General features: G+C 32.5%; 15 protein-coding genes, 2 pseudogenes and 1 other annotated feature. Of the genes and pseudogenes, 12 read left to right on the top strand and 5 right to left on the bottom strand.

Going from position 1 to position 18981, the window contains the following annotated elements; genetic code table 11:
* Positions 1-217 precede the first annotated feature (217 nt).
* Together JCM14822_RS11735 and murI are read left to right on the top strand one after the other, a co-directional pair.
* Positions 218-937 carry a 4'-phosphopantetheinyl transferase family protein gene (locus JCM14822_RS11735; RefSeq protein WP_054742580.1) on the top strand — a complete coding sequence of 240 codons (720 nt, stop codon included), beginning with the start codon at positions 218-220 and terminating at the stop codon, positions 935-937.
* Between the two features lie 37 nt (positions 938-974).
* Positions 975-1448 (top strand): glutamate racemase, encoded by a 474-nt coding sequence (gene murI, locus JCM14822_RS21940; protein WP_242861497.1) that lies wholly within the window; start codon positions 975-977, stop codon positions 1446-1448.
* A 327-nt stretch (positions 1449-1775) separates the two neighbouring features.
* Here the strand turns inward: murI and JCM14822_RS11745 are convergent, their stop codons facing one another.
* Complete coding sequence (locus tag JCM14822_RS11745; RefSeq protein ID WP_054742581.1) at positions 1776-3476, bottom strand: GGDEF domain-containing protein; 1701 nt, start codon at positions 3474-3476, stop codon at positions 1776-1778.
* 215 nt (positions 3477-3691) lie between these two features.
* Complete coding sequence (locus JCM14822_RS11750) at positions 3692-4717, bottom strand: HD-GYP domain-containing protein (protein WP_054742582.1); 1026 nt, start codon at positions 4715-4717, stop codon at positions 3692-3694.
* Positions 4718-4974: 257 nt separating this feature from the next.
* Here JCM14822_RS11750 and JCM14822_RS11755 point away from each other — a divergent pair, with 257 nt between their 5' ends.
* The 8 genes from JCM14822_RS11755 (at position 4975) to JCM14822_RS11790 (ending at position 12809) form a co-directional block, all read left to right on the top strand.
* A complete protein-coding gene (locus JCM14822_RS11755; protein WP_054742583.1) occupies positions 4975-6456 on the top strand; it encodes a DUF4340 domain-containing protein in 1482 nt (493 codons plus the stop codon).
* Between the two features lie 126 nt (positions 6457-6582).
* Complete coding sequence (locus tag JCM14822_RS11760; protein ID WP_054742584.1) at positions 6583-7434, top strand: YitT family protein; 852 nt, start codon at positions 6583-6585, stop codon at positions 7432-7434.
* 206 nt (positions 7435-7640) lie between these two features.
* Positions 7641-7979 carry an RrF2 family transcriptional regulator gene (locus JCM14822_RS11765; RefSeq protein WP_330377503.1) on the top strand — a complete coding sequence of 113 codons (339 nt, stop codon included), beginning with the start codon at positions 7641-7643 and terminating at the stop codon, positions 7977-7979.
* Positions 7980-8010: 31 nt separating this feature from the next.
* Positions 8011-8940: a cysteine synthase A gene (gene cysK / locus JCM14822_RS11770; RefSeq protein WP_054742585.1), complete on the top strand. Its 930-nt coding sequence runs from the start codon at positions 8011-8013 to the stop codon at positions 8938-8940.
* Between the two features lie 147 nt (positions 8941-9087).
* Positions 9088-9762 (top strand): uracil-DNA glycosylase, encoded by a 675-nt coding sequence (gene ung / locus JCM14822_RS11775; protein WP_054742586.1) that lies wholly within the window; start codon positions 9088-9090, stop codon positions 9760-9762.
* A gap of 81 nt (positions 9763-9843) precedes the next feature.
* Positions 9844-10094: a binding site (T-box leader), on the top strand.
* Positions 10095-10145: 51 nt separating this feature from the next.
* Entirely contained in the window at positions 10146-11153 is a 1008-nt protein-coding gene (asnA, locus tag JCM14822_RS11780; RefSeq protein WP_054742587.1) for an aspartate--ammonia ligase, read from the top strand.
* A 258-nt stretch (positions 11154-11411) separates the two neighbouring features.
* Entirely contained in the window at positions 11412-11846 is a 435-nt protein-coding gene (locus JCM14822_RS11785) for a DMT family transporter (RefSeq protein ID WP_054742588.1), read from the top strand.
* A gap of 12 nt (positions 11847-11858) precedes the next feature.
* Positions 11859-12809 carry an L-lactate dehydrogenase gene (locus JCM14822_RS11790; protein WP_054742589.1) on the top strand — a complete coding sequence of 317 codons (951 nt, stop codon included), beginning with the start codon at positions 11859-11861 and terminating at the stop codon, positions 12807-12809.
* Between the two features lie 35 nt (positions 12810-12844).
* Here the strand turns inward: JCM14822_RS11790 and JCM14822_RS24555 are convergent.
* The 3 genes and pseudogenes from JCM14822_RS24555 to nrdD all read right to left on the bottom strand — a co-directional run.
* A pseudogene (locus JCM14822_RS24555) lies at positions 12845-13163 on the bottom strand (indolepyruvate ferredoxin oxidoreductase subunit alpha); the annotation flags it as partial.
* Between the two features lie 406 nt (positions 13164-13569).
* Complete coding sequence (nrdG, locus tag JCM14822_RS11795; protein WP_054742590.1) at positions 13570-14064, bottom strand: anaerobic ribonucleoside-triphosphate reductase activating protein; 495 nt, start codon at positions 14062-14064, stop codon at positions 13570-13572.
* Positions 14061-16177, bottom strand: a pseudogene (gene nrdD, locus JCM14822_RS25045) (anaerobic ribonucleoside-triphosphate reductase). Before nrdD ends, nrdG begins: the two are co-directional and overlap by 4 nt.
* Before the next feature lie 297 nt (positions 16178-16474).
* On the opposite strand from nrdD, the gene JCM14822_RS11805 reads away from it, so the two are divergent.
* A complete protein-coding gene (locus JCM14822_RS11805) occupies positions 16475-17182 on the top strand; it encodes a 3'-5' exonuclease (RefSeq protein WP_054742591.1) in 708 nt (235 codons plus the stop codon).
* A 107-nt stretch (positions 17183-17289) separates the two neighbouring features.
* A complete protein-coding gene (locus JCM14822_RS11810) occupies positions 17290-18978 on the top strand; it encodes a S8 family peptidase (RefSeq protein WP_054742592.1) in 1689 nt (562 codons plus the stop codon).
* The last annotated feature ends 3 nt before the right edge of the window (positions 18979-18981 follow it).

Raw genomic sequence — 18981 nt, forward strand, 5'->3', positions numbered from 1 at the left:
TATCTGCGTGGAAATCAAGAACACTTAAGGTATCAAAAATATCAGAAATTAAAAAGCTAATAGCTAGTAGAGAAAGACTAATTGCAAAAGAAAAATAAATAGATCTTATATATAAATAGCTTTCTTTAATAAGGAAAAATGTTTTAATTATATATATTATAGTATAATATTAAAATGGAATATGTAAATAATCAGGTGCAATGAAAAGAGGGAGAGCATGTTAGAAGTTTGTATATTAAATGTAAAAGAGCCTTTAAACGAATGTTATAAAGAAGCATTTTTGAATCAAGTATCTACAGAAAAAAAGATGAGAATTAATCGTTTTAGAAGGGAAATAGATGGTCAACGTACTCTGTGTGGAGAAATTTTAGTCAAAAGTATGTTGGCGAATTATTTAAAAAGACCTATACATACTATTACGTTTCAAAAAAATGAATTTGGCAAACCTTATTTAGAAGATAATCCTATTTACTTTAATATTTCTCATTCAGGACAGTGGGTGGTAGGTGCAGTAAGTGACTGCCCTGTAGGCATTGATGTAGAAGAAGTTAAAGTGGCTAAATCAGCTAAATTAGATATTGCGCAGCGCTTTTTTTCTGAGGAAGAATATAGATGGCTTACAAGTTTTAATGATGAAGTGTTATGTCAAAAAATGTTTTATATGTTATGGAGCGGGAAGGAAAGTTATATCAAAATGATAGGGGAGGGACTTAGTATTCCATTAAATGAGTTTGAATTAACCTATCAAGAAGAAATGTTATTAAAGAAACCGTATAAAGATATTGAAGGATATTTTGAGACATATCCGCTTGAAAATTATAGTTTAGTAGTATGCTCTAAGCTGCCTAATAAATTAAATTGCTATGAAATAACTTATGAGGCACTTTATACAGCTGTAACTGAAGGTGCTTTTGACAATTTTATGAAAAAAGATTAAAATAAGGGGAGATTACAACAGATGAAAGAGGGATGACATGAAGATTGGGATATTTGATTCAGGTGTAGGAGGTATAACTGTTTTAAAAGAGGCGTTAAAGCAGTTGCCACAAGTTGAATATATTTACTATTCAGATAATCTACATGTACCTTATGGCACAAAAACAAAGGAAGAAGTATTAGGATATGTAAATGATGTTGTAGATATATTAATAGATGAAAAAGTTGATGCGATTTTAATTGCATGTAATACAGCTACAAGTATTGCAGCACATATTTTAAGAGAGAAATATAAGGATATACCAATTATAGGAATGGAACCAGCCGTTAAATTAGCTGTGGATCAAACTAAGTCAGGTAGAGTGCTTGTAACTGCAACACCTCTTACATTAAAAGAAGAAAAATATAAGCAACTAGTTAGTAAAGTAGATATCCAGGAACGTACAGATGCTTTGGCATTACCAGACTTGTACAGTTTGCAGAGCACTTTGAATTTGATAAAACAATTTTAAAAGCATATTTCAATGATAAATTTAAAGATTATGATTTAGATTTATATAATGGCATTGTATTAGGATGTACACATTTTGTTTATTTTAAAAATATGCTAAGAGAAATTTTACCAAAACATATAAAGATTTATGATGGCAATGAAGGTACGATTAGACATTTGAAAGAACTGCTACACATTGAAGATGTTGCCAATGATTTTAATGGAGAAACTAAGATTGATTTTTATTATTCAGGTCAAAAAAATATAGATAGAGACGTACTGGAACAATATTTAAATACATTATAAAGTGAAATGAGTCACCTTTAAGAGAAAAGGGACTCATTTTTTAATTCATCCATTGTTTTTGTAGCTTAGAAGAATGTTTAGCTAAAGACATATTTTTGTCAGCAGCTATAAGAACATCTTGGATATTTGTATGAGTCATAGGGTTATAGTAAGCATAACTGTAGTTAATTGAAATTTTAGGGTTCTGTATGCTGTTATGCAGTTGTAAATGATATTGAAATTTTTGAAGCAGATGTTTGAGCGTGTTTTCGGGTATGTCTTTAAGGATAATGACAAATTCATCACCACAAATACGATAAATGGTATTAGGATTTAAGAAAATGGTTTTGAGAAGAACTGCGGTGTGTGTAATAAGTAAATCACCTGTTATATGTCCTTTTGTATCATTAGTCTTTTTTAAATTATTTAAATCGAAGAGTACAAGTGCAATAGGCAGTGTAGAGGGTAATATTTGATTAAGCTTAGTAAGAGTTTCATTAAATGCTGTACGGTTAAGAAGTCCAGTTAATGTATCTGTAAAGGCAAGCGTTTCTAATAAATGAGATTTCGTACTTTGACTAGAAACCTCAAAAAGATGTTTTTCAAAATTAAAGCTTGTTGTAACGATAAAAATGAGAAGGCCTATACGAAAGGCAAAAGAAGAATCAATTAAGTCACCTGTATAAATACGCAGTAAATCTAAGGCAGCAGTGAAAATTAAGGATAAGAAACCGGTAATAACGAGTTTATTAATAGTTTGTTCTTTAAGTGCAGTAAAAAAAGTAATACTACATAATGTAAGAGCTACTACAAGTAAAAATTCAAAGGCTAAATGGAGGTTTGCAAAAGACTGTACATTAAAAACGACAAGAGAGATGCAGTACATAAAGTTGAGACCAAAGAGCCAAATAAGTAAGTCATAAAGTTTGGCATGCTGGTCACTATAAGTTAGTTTAATATAAAAAAGTACAGGAATTGGAAGAATATAAAGCAAGCAGTAATTAAGATAATATTCAAATTCCCGGTTACTAATAAGAAGCTGTAGTAAGCGGCTTTCACTTGCAGACCAAATTGAAGCACAAAGTGCAAATAAGCCTAAATAAATGATTGGTGTATGATGTTTGGAGTTTAATAAAGAAAAAACACTATATGAAAGCAGTATAATTCCTAATAGAAAGAAGAGCAAACAAGTTAGCCAAGCAAAGCCATAGGTTTGAAACAGCATATAGATACAGGCAATTTGAGAGCCAATATAGACGTTATTGATTAGTTGTAAGGATTTCGTCTCAGGTGCGTAAAACTGTACAGCAAGCCGATGAGGAACACTAAAATCATAGTCTATAGGCAATTTAACAAAATGCCAGGCACTTGCTGTATGATTATCAAAGTTAATAGAAGAGGAAAGATTGTAGGTATAAATAAGTGTATGATCAATCCAAACATGCAGTGATTGTTGAGAACTATGAAGAAGTAAATAGCCGGCAGTTGGGGAAGCTTCAGTTAAGGTACGTTCTAGGTTAATAATATTTGTACCAGCTGGCAAGGATAAATGAACCGGTAGAGAAATATTAGATGAACGACAAGAACCTGTTAATGTATAATGCCAATTAGTATTTAAATTATATAAGACATGATCATTAAGTGGAGCAGTAGTATGCGTTGAATGAACCTTAATATAGAGTAGAAAAATAAATATTGTGACAAGGCAGCACATAAAAAAGATATGTGAAAGTTTATTAAATGAAATGTTTAAAGCTTTCATGGTATTCCTCCTACTCATTAACCACCTGAATTTTTTATAATACTATAAAATATGAGGCAACCTATATTTCTAATACATTTTTGTCCTTATTTATAAGGGGTTTATTAATTCAGCTAAATTTAAATAAGATAGGCATAAAGAAATGTTTAAATTCACTATAATCTAATTTAAGAAAGTTACGATAAAAGGCGCCTTCATAAGGCACCTTTTACATATTATTGAAGATCTATAATACTGTATTGTTTTTCTGTGAATAAATTAATATAGCGTCCGTTAAGACGAATCATTGGTTTGTAAACGCATTTTGGGTTGATAAATACAACTTCACCAATTTCACCAGTATTTAATTTAACAAACACACCAATATAATAATTAGCAATAATATTACAAAATGTGAATAGAAGTTCTGGATCAAAACAGGTAAGCTCATCTTCAAGTAAGATACGAAGTGTTTCAAAAATATGATATTGATTATGCAATGTATCATAAGCATCAGCTAAGCTGATTATTTTAGTGAGCTTAGAAATATAAGGTGCTGAAAGACGTAAAGGGAAGCCTGTACCATTACAAGTTTCATGATGAGCTAAAATGGCTTTACTAATTTCAGGATTTAAGTCTTTGATTTTACTTGTGATATTAAAACCGTAAATAGGATGTTTTTCATACTCGATGAGTTCATTAGGAGAGAGAATATCAGATGTAGAAGGATTAAGGAGATTAAGTTTACCGATGTCATGGAGTAAACCGGTCTGAAGTGCTAGATTTTCTAAATCTTTACCAAGTTTACACCATCTACAAATAAGTACAGCTAAGAAAGCTACATTTAAGCTGTGGGTATAGGTTGAATAGTCTAGTTGTGTAATGAGATTTGTACAGCCAAGTAAGTTATAATTTTCTTTGAAATCCATAGAAAGTTGTGAGCAGTATTTATTAAAGTCATCCAAATTAAGATCCACATGGTTTTCTGCTACATCTTGAAAATGTCCTAATACGGCTGTTAGAGCTTCGCTATATTTTTTATATTTTTCAATCATTTCATCTGGCAAGTTCCAAACTTTTGTGAAAGAATCGAGATAAACCCAAATATCATTATAAATGAAATTTGGAAGTGTATTTAAAAATTCCTCTGTAAGCATTTGATTTTGACCGATAATTGTTGAACCTGTTTTTAAGTCAACAATAGGTTGTGCGGTAATCATACCTGGGATACACTTACTAATCGGTAATATAATTTTCTGCATAAAAATTCCTCCATTACACTGAGATAATAATATATATGAGCATAGAAAAAGAAATACATATAGTGTTATAATTTGAAAACCTTTGATAATTTCAAAATGTACAACTTGATTTTAAATGATAGTAATAAAAAAATCAATCAAACAATGGAGTAGGAAAATTATAAATTGCAAAAATGTCATTTTAATGCTAAACTATGTTGAATATTGTTTTTAAAGATTCTGTGCTATAGAGTTATTAGAAGCAGGAGGAAAGAGAAATGAAGAAAAAATTTGGTGTTATTGCCGTGGCACTAATTGTAGCTATAGGTGGTATATTTTATGCCCAGTATAAAGTACAAATCGAAGCTATGAGTACTGAGGTGCTTGTTGAAGAAGTAGCACTACCATTAAATTTATTAACAGGAGAAGTTAATAAAATTCAAATTGAGGATGAAAATAACGTAACATTAGAAAAAAGCAAAGGTGTATGGTTTGATCCTTTAGAACCAGAAGTTACATATAATAGTGAATTAATTAATGAATGGATAACATATTTTCAAACAGAAGAAAGCATTAATGTCATTCGCCATGTAAAAGATACAACAATTTATGGTATTACTGAAACGTCACCTAAAATTGTACTTTATAATATAGAGGGGGAGTATCAAACATTTCATTTAGGAGCTGTGAATGAAGAGCGTACAATACGTTACATTTACAGTGATGAAACAGAACTTATATACTGTGTAAGTCCTACAAAATCAGAAGTATTACTAGTAGATTCAAGTAAACTTATTGATGAAAATATTAAAATGCCAAATCTAGAAAAGACTAAAAGTTTTGTTATTACTATGGATAATGCAACTTTAAATTTACAAAAAGAAAATGAAAAATGGTATTTAAAAGATTTTTATAAAGATGCTTATGAAGTAAAAGCAGAAGTAGTACTTGGTTTATTTGATACATTAGAAAATCTTAAACGAGAAAAAATTGTGGGAAAAGTAACCGAAGAGACAACTTATGGTATAGATGCACCAAGTTTAAGCATTACATTAGCTAATAAATATACGATAAAATTTGGTGAAAAAGCAGATGCCCTTTGGTACTTTAGTGAAAATGAAAGCCCTTATGTTTATGCAATAAAAGCAAGTGATATGAAAAGTTTTGAACAACTTAAGCCATTACAAATAATTCATCGTAATGTATATCGTCCTGAAGCAGAAGAAATCGATAGCATTGAGATGACAAATCCACAAATGGTTTATACGTTAAAACTTCAAGAAGAAACAGCAGATGCAGTGGAAATTGATGAAGAAACAAAATCAGAAGAAGCAAATAATCAAGAAGCAATTAGCGTAGAAGATAAAGAACAATTAAAACAAGAAGTGGCTAAAGAAGCTGCCGATCATAACGAAGCGGATGTAGTAGATGAGGTGCTCACAACTCATATAGTAGGGATACTTAACGATAAAGTACTAGATCGTGAAAAGACAGAAACCTTACTTAGTATGATTGAAGATAGTGTCATGATTGAAACCGTTCTTCAAAATCCTCAAATTGAACAAAAAACAGAACGTAAAGCAGAAGTTAATATTGTTTATCATATGAAAGATGGTACAAATAAAAATATTGAACTTATTTCTTATGATACAAACTATTATATTTTAAGAATAGATGGTAATATTGAATTTGCTGCAAACAAAGAAAAGATTACAGTTTTATTTAGTGAGCTTGGACAAATTGTAAAAAATACAAAATAATGAATAGAAGATGCACATTTGCTAAAAAAGATGTGCATCTCTTTTATTACATAAACTTATTTATATAGAATAGTTACATATAAATGAGAAAATAATATTAAGCAGAGAATATATGAGGTGAAGACTATGAAAAGAACAGCTTTGTCGTACTTAGGGATTATTATTGGCGCTTTATTTATTTCAATAGGATTGTATTTCTTTTGGATGCCATTTGATTTGGCTGCAGGAGGAATTAGTGGACTTTCAATTGTTATTAAGGCAATTATTCCAGCCATACCTATTGGGATTATTATTTTTTGCTTAGATATTTTGATGTTTTTTATTGGCTTTTTAGTACTTGGTAAAAACTTTGGTATAAGAAGCGTTGTGTGCAGTTTAACCGTTTCTTTTTTTATGATTGTGTTAGAATTTTTATGGCCTAATGTAGGAATTGTTAGTGAAGATACATTAATTATTTTATTATTTGGTGCCTTATTTATTGCTATAGGGCAAGCTATTGTATTTAATTTAGAAGCGTCTTCGGGTGGAACAGACATTGTGGCTAAAATTATTAATAAGTATACTCATTTAAATATAGGTGTTTCTCTTATGATTGCAGACTTGGTAGTTGTATTATTTGCTACAACTATTTTTGGTGTAGAAAAAGGTTTATATGCAGCGTTAGGTGTCCTTGTAACAAGTTCATTAATTGATTATATTATCGCAGGGTTTACTGTTCAAAAATATGTGATGATTGTCCCAAGTAGCAGTGAAAAAAGTGAAGTCATTAAGAGTTATATCTTAAATAATTTAGATCGTGGGGCCACTGTGTATCAAGCTGAAGGTGGATATAGTAAACATCATAAGATGGTACTTACAACGGTTATGGATCGTAAACAATTTATTGATCTTAAAAAGTATGTGGGAGGAGTAGATTCTCGTGCATTTATGACGGTTCAGAATTTGCATGAAGTAGTAGGAGAGGGCTTTGAAAAGTAGTGAAAAATGTTTAATTTTCCAAAACTATTGACAAATATTTAATTAGTAATATACTATAAAGCAAATAGAAATAGTAGGAATAGGAGGGGAGACATGAAAATTTCAACAAAAGTGCGTTATGGACTTAGAGCTCTTATTGATCTTGCAGTGCACTCAGCAGGAGAGCAAGTTCCTTTAGCTTATATTGCTGAAAGGAAGATTTATCAGTGAATTATCTTGAACAAGTGTTTTCGCTTTTAAAAAAAGCAGGATTAGTACGTAGTGTGAAAGGGTCTCAAGGCGGTTATATTTTATCAAAAAGACCTGATGAAATTACAGTTGGCCAAATTATTCGTGCTATTGAAGGCGAAATATCAATTATAGATGATGATTTACCAACAGGAAATAGTTTGTTGTATGATAATCTGCAGCAATGTTTAAGAGAACGTGTATGGAATCCAATTAATGAAAGTATAAGCCAGGTGATAGATGAGATTACTTTGGAACAGCTTGTAAGAGATTACCAAATAATCGGTCAAGCCACAGCTGGCATGTATTATATATAAATGATAGTAGGATATTAAGGAGGAAATAAATATGGCTAAAATAGCAAAAAGTATTACAGATCTTATAGGGAAAACACCATTAGTAGAAGTTGCTAACTATAGTAGGGTAGAAAATTTAAAAGCAAGATTAGTTGTTAAACTTGAATCATTTAATCCAGGAAGTAGTGCCAAAGATCGTATTGGATATTATATGATTGTAGAAGCCGAAAAAGCTGGACTTGTAAAAGAAGGTACAACAATTATTGAACCAACAAGTGGTAATACAGGTATTGCTCTTGCATATATTTGCGCAGCACGTGGATATCGTCTTATTTTAACAATGCCAGATACAATGAGTATAGAAAGACGTAATATTTTAAAAGCATTAGGCGCAGAAGTAGTTCTTACAGAAGGTATGAAAGGTATGAAGGGGGCAATTGACAAAGCAGAAGAACTTCATGCAGCAATTGATAATAGTTTCATTCCTCAACAATTTAGTAATGCAGCAAATCCTAAAGCTCATCGTGAAACAACAGCTTTAGAAATTTGGGAAGATACAGATGGAGAAGTAGATTATTTCTTAGCTGGTGTTGGAACAGGAGGAACTATTTCAGGGGTTGGCCAAGTTTTAAAAGCTAAAAAACCAGAAGTAAAAATCATTGCCATTGAACCATCTGATTCTGCTGTTTTATCAGGTAATAAGCCAGGTCCACATAAAATCCAAGGTATTGGTGCGGGATTTGTGCCAGATACATTTGATAGAAATGTTATTGATGAAATTAAACCTGTTGCAAATGAAGCTGCATTTGAAGCAGCACGTAAACTTGCCAAAACTGAAGGTATTTTAGTTGGCATTTCATCAGGAGCTGCTTTAAGTGCTGCAACAGAAATTGCAAAATTAGAAGAAAACAAAGGTAAATTAATTGTGGTACTTTTACCAGATACAGGTGAACGTTATTTATCAACAACACTTTTTCAATAATTAAAAATTAATGTGTATTTTTAATTTAAACACATAATATAATAAGGTTATGCCCAAAATATGATACAATAATCATAAAGGACATAACCTTGTTTTTGTTGGACAAAGTTTATAATAGATGATAGATGAGTAGAAAGGATTATCTAAATGGTTAAATTTAATAATAGTTGGGATGAAGTGCTTAGGGGAGAGTTTGACAAACCTTATTACTTAGCCTTACGTAATTTTTTAAAACAAGAATATCAAACACAAACAATCTATCCACCAGCTGAAGAGTTATTTAGTGCTATGCGTGTGACAAGCTATGAAGATACAAAAATTGTTATTTTAGGGCAAGACCCTTATCATGGCGCAGGACAAGCGCATGGTATGGCTTTTTCTGTGCAACCAGGTGTACCTACCCCTCCTTCTTTAAAAAATATATACAAGGAATTAAATACAACTATGGGGTGTTATATTCCCAATAATGGGTATTTAATGAAATGGGCTGAGCAAGGTGTACTTTTATTAAACACTGTATTAAGCGTACGTGCCTCTAAGCCGCAATCACATAAAGGACAAGGTTGGGAAGTGTTTACAGATGAAGTGATTAAAAAGCTTAATGAACGTGAAGATTCTGTTATTTTTCTCTTATGGGGAGCACCAGCACGTAAAAAAGTGAAATTTATTACAAATCCACAACATAAGATTTTAGAGGCAGCACATCCAAGTCCACTTTCAGCTTATAATGGGTTCTTTGGTTGTGATCACTTTAGAAAAGCAAATCAGTTATTAGAAGAAATGGGTAAAACGCCGATTGATTTTCAAATTGAAAATATGTAGTAAATAAATTTTAAAGTATTGACAAATAATATTGTGTTATTTATAATATCACATATATTTAATAAAAATTCGTTAAAATAATAAAAAACTATGAAAAGAAGAGTAGAAATATAGTTAAGCTTTCAGAGAGCTGAGGTAGCTGAAAATCAGCAGTTTATTATATTTTGAAGAACCTCTTGGAGTTGCTAACTGAACAGCTGAGGCTTAGTAGGCTTAGACGGGGTAGACCGTTATATCTAAGGCGTATCGAAATTATTTCTGTACGTAGCTAAGAGGATTCTTAAAAATAAGAATCAATTAGGGTGGCAACGCGGGTAATCTTCGTCCCTTTGTTTTGGGGACGGAGTTTTTTTATATTTTGCAAAAATTAAGGAGGATATCACATGAAATTATTTTTACCAAAAAGCTATGAATCAAGAATAGATTTAAAAGAAACAGAGGTGGCTATTAAAAAGCTTAAAGATTATTTTGAAAATGCTTTAGCTTATGAGCTTTATTTAACACGTGTTTCAGCGCCACTTTTCGTAAAACCAGAGACAGGTCTTAATGATAATTTAAATGGGGTAGAAAGACCTGTAAGTTTTGATGTATTAGATGATAACAAAGCGGTAGTAGAAGTTGTACATTCTCTTGCTAAATGGAAACGTATGGCACTTGATCGTTATAAATTTAGCGTAAATGAAGGCTTATATACAGATATGAACGCTATTAGAAGAGATGAAGAACTTGATAACTTACATTCAATTTATGTAGATCAATGGGACTGGGAAAAAGTTATTACAAAAGAAATGCGTAATGAAGCAACACTTAAAGAAACAGTTAAAAAGATTTACAATGCCTTCTTAAAAACAGAAAAATATATTACAACTGAATACCCAAACTTAGATAAATGGCTACCAGATGAAATATATTTCATTACAACACAAGAACTATTAGACAAATATCCAGACCTTACAGCAAAAGAAAGAGAAAATGCAATTTGTAAAGAAAAGAAAGCAGTTTTCATCATGAAAATAGGGGATCTTCTTACAAATGGTGAAAAACATGATGGTCGTGCACCAGACTATGATGATTGGAGCTTAAATGGAGATATTCTTTTCTGGCATCCAATCTTAGAGTGTGCTTTTGAACTTTCTTCAATGGGTATTCGTGTCAGTGAAGAAAGCCTTAAAGAACAGCTTGTAAAAGCAGGATGTATGGAACGTAGTGAACTTGATTTTCACAAAAAAATCCTTAACAAAGAATTACCATATACAATTGGTGGTGGAATTGGTCAATCTCGTATTTGTATGTACTTCTTACATAAAGTGCATATTGGAGAAGTTCAAGCATCTATTTGGCCAGATGAAATGCATGAAAAATGTGAAGCGCAAGGTGTTATTTTACTTTAAATTAAGAGATTATTACAAAGCAAAAAACTTAGTGTTATAGGAGGGGAAAATACCCAAGTCATTATAATGAAGATTGTAATGACTTGGGTATTTTTATGTGATAGAGTTGTCAGATAAATTCTAAGTATCTTAGATGCTCCTTACAAATTTATTTGTCGCAATTATTTTTCTGTTTTAGATAAGATGATTTAAATTAGGTATAAAAAAATAGGAAATATACAAAATAAGGAGGTGAATATAAAGAGAGGATGAGATTGTATGTTTGGCAGTGTGATAATGGCACTTATTTCAGGAATCTTAATGAGTGTACAAGGTGTTTTTAATACAAGGGTAACTGAAAAAGCTGGCATATGGTTCACAACAGGAATTGTGAATTTTACAGGTTTTTTGTTGTGCATCTTAATATTACTCTTTGTGAGAGATGAAAATGTAGCAGGCTTGAAGCATGTCAATAAGTTGTATTTGTTAGGTGGTGTAATAGGTGCCTGTATTACGTATACTGTTATTATAGCTATAGGCAGTTTGGGACCAGCCTATGCTGTTATGCTGATTTTAATAGCACAGACTTTGTCAGCTTATTTGATAGAACTTTTTGGCTTGTTTCAAACAGAAAAATCTCCTTTTGTATGGTCTAAATTAGTAGGTGTAGGGGTGATGATTGTAGGGATTATTATTTTTCAGTGGAAACATTAAAGGAGGACATCAATGATTAAAAATAAAGTATGTATTATAGGTGCAGGCATGGTGGGAGCGGCTACCATGATTGCTATATTAAATACAGGGTTAGTGGCTGAAATTGTAATGATTGATCAAAATGAAGAAAGAGCAGAAGGAGAAGCAATTGATGCATTTCATACAACCTCCTTTACGTATATGCCTAATGTTTTGATTCGAAAGGGTTCCTATGAAGACTGTAAGGATGCGCAGATTATTGTTATGACAGCAGGGCCTAGTATTAAGCCAGGAGACAATATGGATAGACGTGTCTTAACTAAAATCAATGCAGAAGTTACTAGAAGTGTTATGTCTCAAATTACGGTCCATACAAAAGAAGCTATTATTATATTTGTTTCTAATCCAGTAGATATTGTGACTTATATTGCGCAAAATGAATTTCATTACCCAAGGAATAAAATTATTGGTTCAGGAACACTTCTAGATACAGCTAGAATGCGTCGTATTATTGGCGAACATTTCTTAATAGATACAAAAAATGTTCATGGTTATATATTAGGTGAACATGGGCGTACTTCAATGGCTACATGGAGTTCTTGTAATATAGGAGGCATTCCAATTGCTGAGTGTAGTGAGAAATTTGAAAAGCCAGCAATTAATCAAGAGGAAGTATTAAAAGAAGTTGTAGATGCAGGTATTCAAATTATTATGAAGAAGGGGTATACTAACTTTGGAATTGCTGAAACGGTGGCTAGACTTATCAAAGCTATTACACTTCATGAGTTAAGTGTATTGCCTATTTCTACAACCCTTGAAGGAGAATATGGTATTCAGAACGTGGCGCTAAGTGTACCATGTATTATAGGACAACATGGTATAGAAAGGATTTTACAAGTGCCATTAAATGAAGCAGAGTTAGAAAGCTTAAAGCAAAGTGCAGAAAGTTTAAAAGAGACAATGCGTGAAGCAGGTGTTTTATAAATAAAGAAAGAATAAAAGGCATTGAATAATTATAAATATTTAGCAAAATGTCTTGTATCTTGTTCTGTTTGAGAAGAAATAGGGCCTGAATCATCTGCTACAAGAATAACCATGCCGCTTTTAATCTAATATATAATAGGCACATAAGTGGCTCAGAAACTACATTTAAACCTACTTGTTTCATTGTAACAAGAGTGCGTGCGCCTGAATATGCAGCACCAACTTCTAAGGAAACTTTTTTATTAATAGACCATTCTATATAAATATCTTCTACATGTGACTTGGCAATTGTTTCAAGAACCTCTGTAGAAGGTGTACCAGGATAAACTGTTACGACTTGAACACCAGCAGCATAGTACCAAGGCCAATTGCTTCATTTCACATAAGTAATTTTGTATTCATATTAAACCTCCTAAGTTTAAGTAATAATCAGTGTAAAAAGGCATATAAAAAGCTCCTATCCTCTGTTTTGAGGACAGGAGCTTAGTCTGCGGTATCATCTTAATGATGCGAAGCATCCACTTTAGCACTTTGTAACGTTGGTGAAACGGTGAGCATTAATGGCAACAAACAAGTTGTACGTTCCTCTTACCCTCTGTGGTCTAATCAATTATTAAGCTTAAGCTGTCGCTCATCAACACAGCTGGTTGAGTTAAGTTTTTATTTATAAATGGTTTCCACATCATCGGTTTAAAAGATTAATATAAAAATATATCATGTGGAAAAATAAAGTCATTAAATTTATAATTTAATAAAAATTCTAATAATATAGTAATTCTGGAGGTTTATTTTGGTTAATTTTTAATATACGTTGATTAGAAGAACCACGATATTTAAGATTGGCATCTTTTAATTCTGCTACAAAAGGGCCATCTATAAGCACATCAATTAATTGTAAAAGTTCTTTATGCAATGCATTTTCACAAAGCGCTTCATAGGTATATCCTGTATAACACCAAATAGATAGATTCCATTTAGATTTAATATGTTTTAAAAAAGGAATAAGTGAAGTAGCCTGTATAAAAGGTTCTCCGCCTGATAGGGTTAAACCATCTATCAGTGGAAGAACTTTTGCAATACGTTTTAAGATACTTTCATAATCCACTTGCTCACCATAATTCATATTTTGCATTTCAAAGTTATGACACAGTGGACAATGATGTGGACAACCGGATAAGAATAAAACACTTCTAAAGCCTTCGCCGTTAACTGTAGAATGTTCTAAAAATCCGGCAACCTGCAAAGTACCTATCATAGATTGCTATAGGTATTTGTATGACTGCCATCGTGAGAAAGGCGATCATGTCTCTCGGCAGCCTTACCAGCCCCAAAGCGCTCATCTAAACTGAGATATCCTGTAACACGGCTAATGCCTTGGATATTTCGGCTATTACATTTAGGACAAATATGGCTTTGTTCATTTATACTTGTGCCACAGTCTTTACAATAGCGTAAGTGGAAGTTTATGCCAATATAACTAATGTTAGAAGTATCATAGGCATAGTTAATAATTTTTTCAATAGTTTGAGGTGTAGGATAGCCATCTACCTCAATATAACTGATGTGACCACCGTTACACATTTTGTGGAATGGTGCCTCAACTTGGATTTTGTCAGGAATAGAAATAGTATAACCTACAGGTACATGGAAACTATTTGTGTAATAATCTTTATCGGTAATACCAGGAATGATACCGAATTTTTGTCGATCCTGCACGACGAATTTACCGCTTAAGCCTTCAGCAGGTGTAGCATAACAGCTCCAGTTCATATGGGTTTCCTCGGTTGTTTTATCTGTAAAATCACGAATATGCTGGATAATGTCATAACCTAGATGACGAGAAGTTTCAGATTCACCATGATGTTTACCTGTAAGAGCTACCAGCGTTTCAGCTAAGCCAATAAATCCGATTGCCCAAGAACCGTTTTTGAGAATGGGTTCAATGCTATCGTTAGGGCCTAATCCTTCAGAACCAAGCATAAGGCCTTCACCAGCTACAAAAGGCAAATCTTTGAGTTTAAGATGTTGTAAAATAGAATAACGATGCAAAAGAGAAGCTTTCGCATCATTTAAGCGTTCATCTAATAAACTCCAAAATGTATCTAAATCCCTATGTGCTTCAATGCCAAGACGTGGTAAATTAATCGTTGTAGGGGCATTATTCCCGCGGCGTGCAGGGCCTTCAGGACCATTGATATTAGAACAAATATAAGTACGACACCCCATTGTAGCTGGTAAAATGCCACGCTTATAATAATTTAAATTAAAATCTGCATCAATATTCATAAATGTAGGATTCATACGGGAAGCTGAGACGCGACATGCTATTTGATATAAATAATAATAAGGGTCATCAGGTTTTCTGTTGACACCTTTTTTAATCTAAAAATAATATTTGGGAAAATTGGTTGTTCATGTTTACCTAATCCTTTTTCATATTCTTCTAAGAAGATTTGACAGACAAGGGCTGCATCTTTTGAATCAGGTAAACCGATATTTAAACTACTAAAAGGTACTTGAGAGCCTGCTCTAGAATGCATCGTATTGAGATTATAAACAATACCTTGCATGGCTTGATGGACACGTAAAAGCAATTTAGCTTCTATAAAGTCCTTAAATTCATCTTCTCCTTTAATAGCTTTGAATTCTTTATAATCTGAAATAATTTCTTGACGTGTTGCTTCTACATAAGGTGCCATATCGTTATCAAAGTTAACATGTGATTGGCCGCCAAACATATCATTTTGAGAAGATTGAAGTAAAATGCAACTAAGTTCTGCAGCAGATTCAATTCGTTTTGGTTTGCGAATTGTACCATAACCTGTATTAAAACCTTTTTCAAATATTCTACCCGTATCTATATGTAAGCAGTTTATCGTAAGATTGTAACTATCTAAATCATGATAATATAAATCGCCTTGTTCATGTAACTTAGCAAGTGATTTAGGCATTTTAGAAAGGTTATGCCATTTATTAGTTTCACTAGCAATCCGTAATAATTTAGAAGAAAAGTTATTGCCTACGTTGGCATTGTCGCGGTCTGTTTCAATACCGATGTTGTGAACTGTAACCATAAGTTCGGATTTTAAATCACGAATACGTGTACGTTCTTTACGATAATTAGAATACGAATTTTTTAATGCTATAAAATCAAGACGCACAAGTGTTTCTTCAATGGTGTCTTGAATTTGTTCAACTGTCATTTCACAGCTGTAGTGATCATGTAGACGTGAGTTGACTTCTTCTGCTATAATGACTGGATTAATAGATAAGTTTAGATTTTTAGCAGAACGTGTAATGGCATTGATGATTTTTGTTAGGTCGAAAGGTACTTTACGCCCATCACGTTTAATCACAGAATAATTCATGATACATCCCCCTTTATATGCGTCACATCGCTTTCTAGTATACAATATATGCACATAAATGAAAAAAATTGCACGTATGTTGTATGTCAAAAAAATGCACGTATGTTGTATGTTAAAAAGGTGCAACAAATATATACTAAATGGTACAAGCTTTATTTTCAATAAAGTATTTTGAGATTATTTTGTCAATACTAAATTATAAAAAATAAAAATAATGAGTTTGCAATATCGATAAGGTGTTGTAAAATAAAAATATAAACATTAGGGTAAGAAAATAAATAATGCAGGAGAAGAAGAATGGAAGCTTATGTTGTAGTGGATATTGAAACTACAGGTGGTCACCCTGTAAATAATGAAATTATAGAAATAGGTGCTGTTTATGTAGAAAACGGTGAAGTAAAAAATAGTTTTAATCAGCTTGTACGTCCAAATGAAGAGATTTCTGAATATATTATTGGTATTACAGGTATTACAAATGAAATGGTAGCAGAAGCACCACCAATTGAAGTTGTGATGCCACAGTTTATTGATTTTTGTAAAAATGTCCCTTTAATTGGTCATAATATTAACCTATTTGATTATCGTATGCTGAAGGCTAAGGCAACTTTACTAGGTTTACCATTTAATAAACAATGTGTAGATACTTTAATTATTTCAAGAAAAATGTTACAAGAACTCCCAAGCCGTAAACTTGGAGATTTATGCGTATATTATGGTATTTCATTAGAAAATGCCCATCGTGCATATGATGATGCTTATGCAACCTATAAACTTTATAAATATTTAGAAAAAGATTTTAAGGATAAAGAACCAAGGTTATTTAAACCAGCAACATTAAAATGGGAAATTCCAAAGCATGTACCACTTACAAAAAGACAAAAAACATATCTAGAAAGTTTATGTCAGCGTCATCAAGTAATCTTAGAAAAAGATATTAATGAATTAAGTAAGTCAGAAGCCAGCCGCTTAATTGATGGAATTATTGTAAAATATGGGAAAGCATAAAAGATAATATTTTAAAAAAAGTCTGCATAAACATAATAATAGTTTACAAATGCTCAAAGTCTAAAATAAGGATTTTGAGCATTTCATTTTGTAAAGGAGCAAATCAAATGAGGCAAACGCAGGCACAAACCTATTTGCTGAATAACTATTTAATTGACAGGGGAATTTCTTTAGCAGAGACTAGAAGGAGGTATCCTAATCTTATCATTAATGAAATTGCTGGAGATGTATATACAGTCACAGTACCTATAGACGCAGAACGTGAATTTGAAAGATTTCAAAAAAATGTTAAATTTATTAGTCGGCCAAGAATCTACGGTTTAAATGCAACCCAAGCCCTAGAAGCATCTAACATTTCAGTTTTTCATACAACAGCATTAGGTGAAATAAGAGGGCAAGGTGTAATTATTGGGTTTGTAGACACAGGGATTCAGTATACTAATAATGTTTTTAAAAATGCAGATAATACAACACGTATTTTATCTATTTGGGATCAATCTATTGAAGGAGATAATCCACCACCAACTTATGGTTATGGGACCTATTATAGTCAGGAAACCATTAATAATGCATTAAGTGCTACAGAACCTTATACCGTTGTACCTACAAGAGATGAAAATGGTCATGGCACTTATATTGCAGGGGTAGCTGCAGGGAATGATCAAACTGTAGTAGGAGGCTATATAGGCGGAGCACCAGATGCAGATATTATAATGGTGAAATTAAGGCCAGCTCCTGATTATTTAAGAGAATATTATTTAATCGAACCAGAAGCAGTAGCCTTTGCAGAAAATGATATTATTGCAGGTATAAGTTTTTTAATTGAAGAGGCTGTGAGGCGGCTAGAGCCATTAATTATTTGTATTGGTATAGGTAGTAATAATGGAGCACATAATGGAACGGTTATTTTAGAGCGCTACTTAGAACGTTTAAGTATAACACAAAGTCTTATCTTATCCATTGGCGTAGGGAATGAAAGTAATTTGGGACATCACTATGAAGGTGTTGCTATAGAAGGACGGACTCAAGACCTAGAAATCAATGTGGCGGATAATAGTGTAGGGCTTGCTGCTTTTTTATGGGCCACTGTGCCGGATAAGTTGACGGTTTCTTTAAGAAGTCCACTGGGGCAGTTCATCCAACGTGTACCTATTTTACCAGATCAGCCTCAAGTTTATCGTTTTAATTTGGAACAGACAGTTTTAACAATTACTTATTCTTATCCAGATCCAGAAACTGGTGGAGAAAGAATAGAAATTAGATTACAAACACCTACACCAGGTTTGTGGACTATTGGTGTATATGGAGAAGATATTGTAAATGGTACTTTTCATATATGGTTATCACAGAGGGGTTTTATTAAAGAGACAACCCGTTTTTTAAGAGCAGCACCAAATACAACCGTTCAGATTCCTGCTACTTCTCAAACGACACTTACAGTAGGTGCTTATGACTATGTAGATAGCAGTGTGTATATAGGATCCGGTAGAGGACCTACTACAGCAGGCATAATATGTCCGGATATTTTAGCACCAGGGGTAAATGTGATAGGGCCGAATTTAAGTGGAGGAACTACATCTTATGTAGGAACAAGTACAGCAGCGGCAGTGACTGCTTCAGCAGCAGCTATTTTAATGCAGTGGGCTGTTATTAGAAATAATTTGGAACAAATGAATACCCGTATTGCAAGAGGCATTTTAATAAGAGGTGCCATTAGGCAACAAGGTGTTGTATATCCTAATAGCATAGAAGGGTTTGGTAGGTTGGATTTAAGAACAAGTATAGCTAATATATAGGAG

The organism is Cellulosilyticum ruminicola JCM 14822, from assembly GCF_001311925.1.
GTDB classification, from domain to species: Bacteria; Bacillota; Clostridia; order Lachnospirales; family Cellulosilyticaceae; genus Cellulosilyticum; species Cellulosilyticum ruminicola.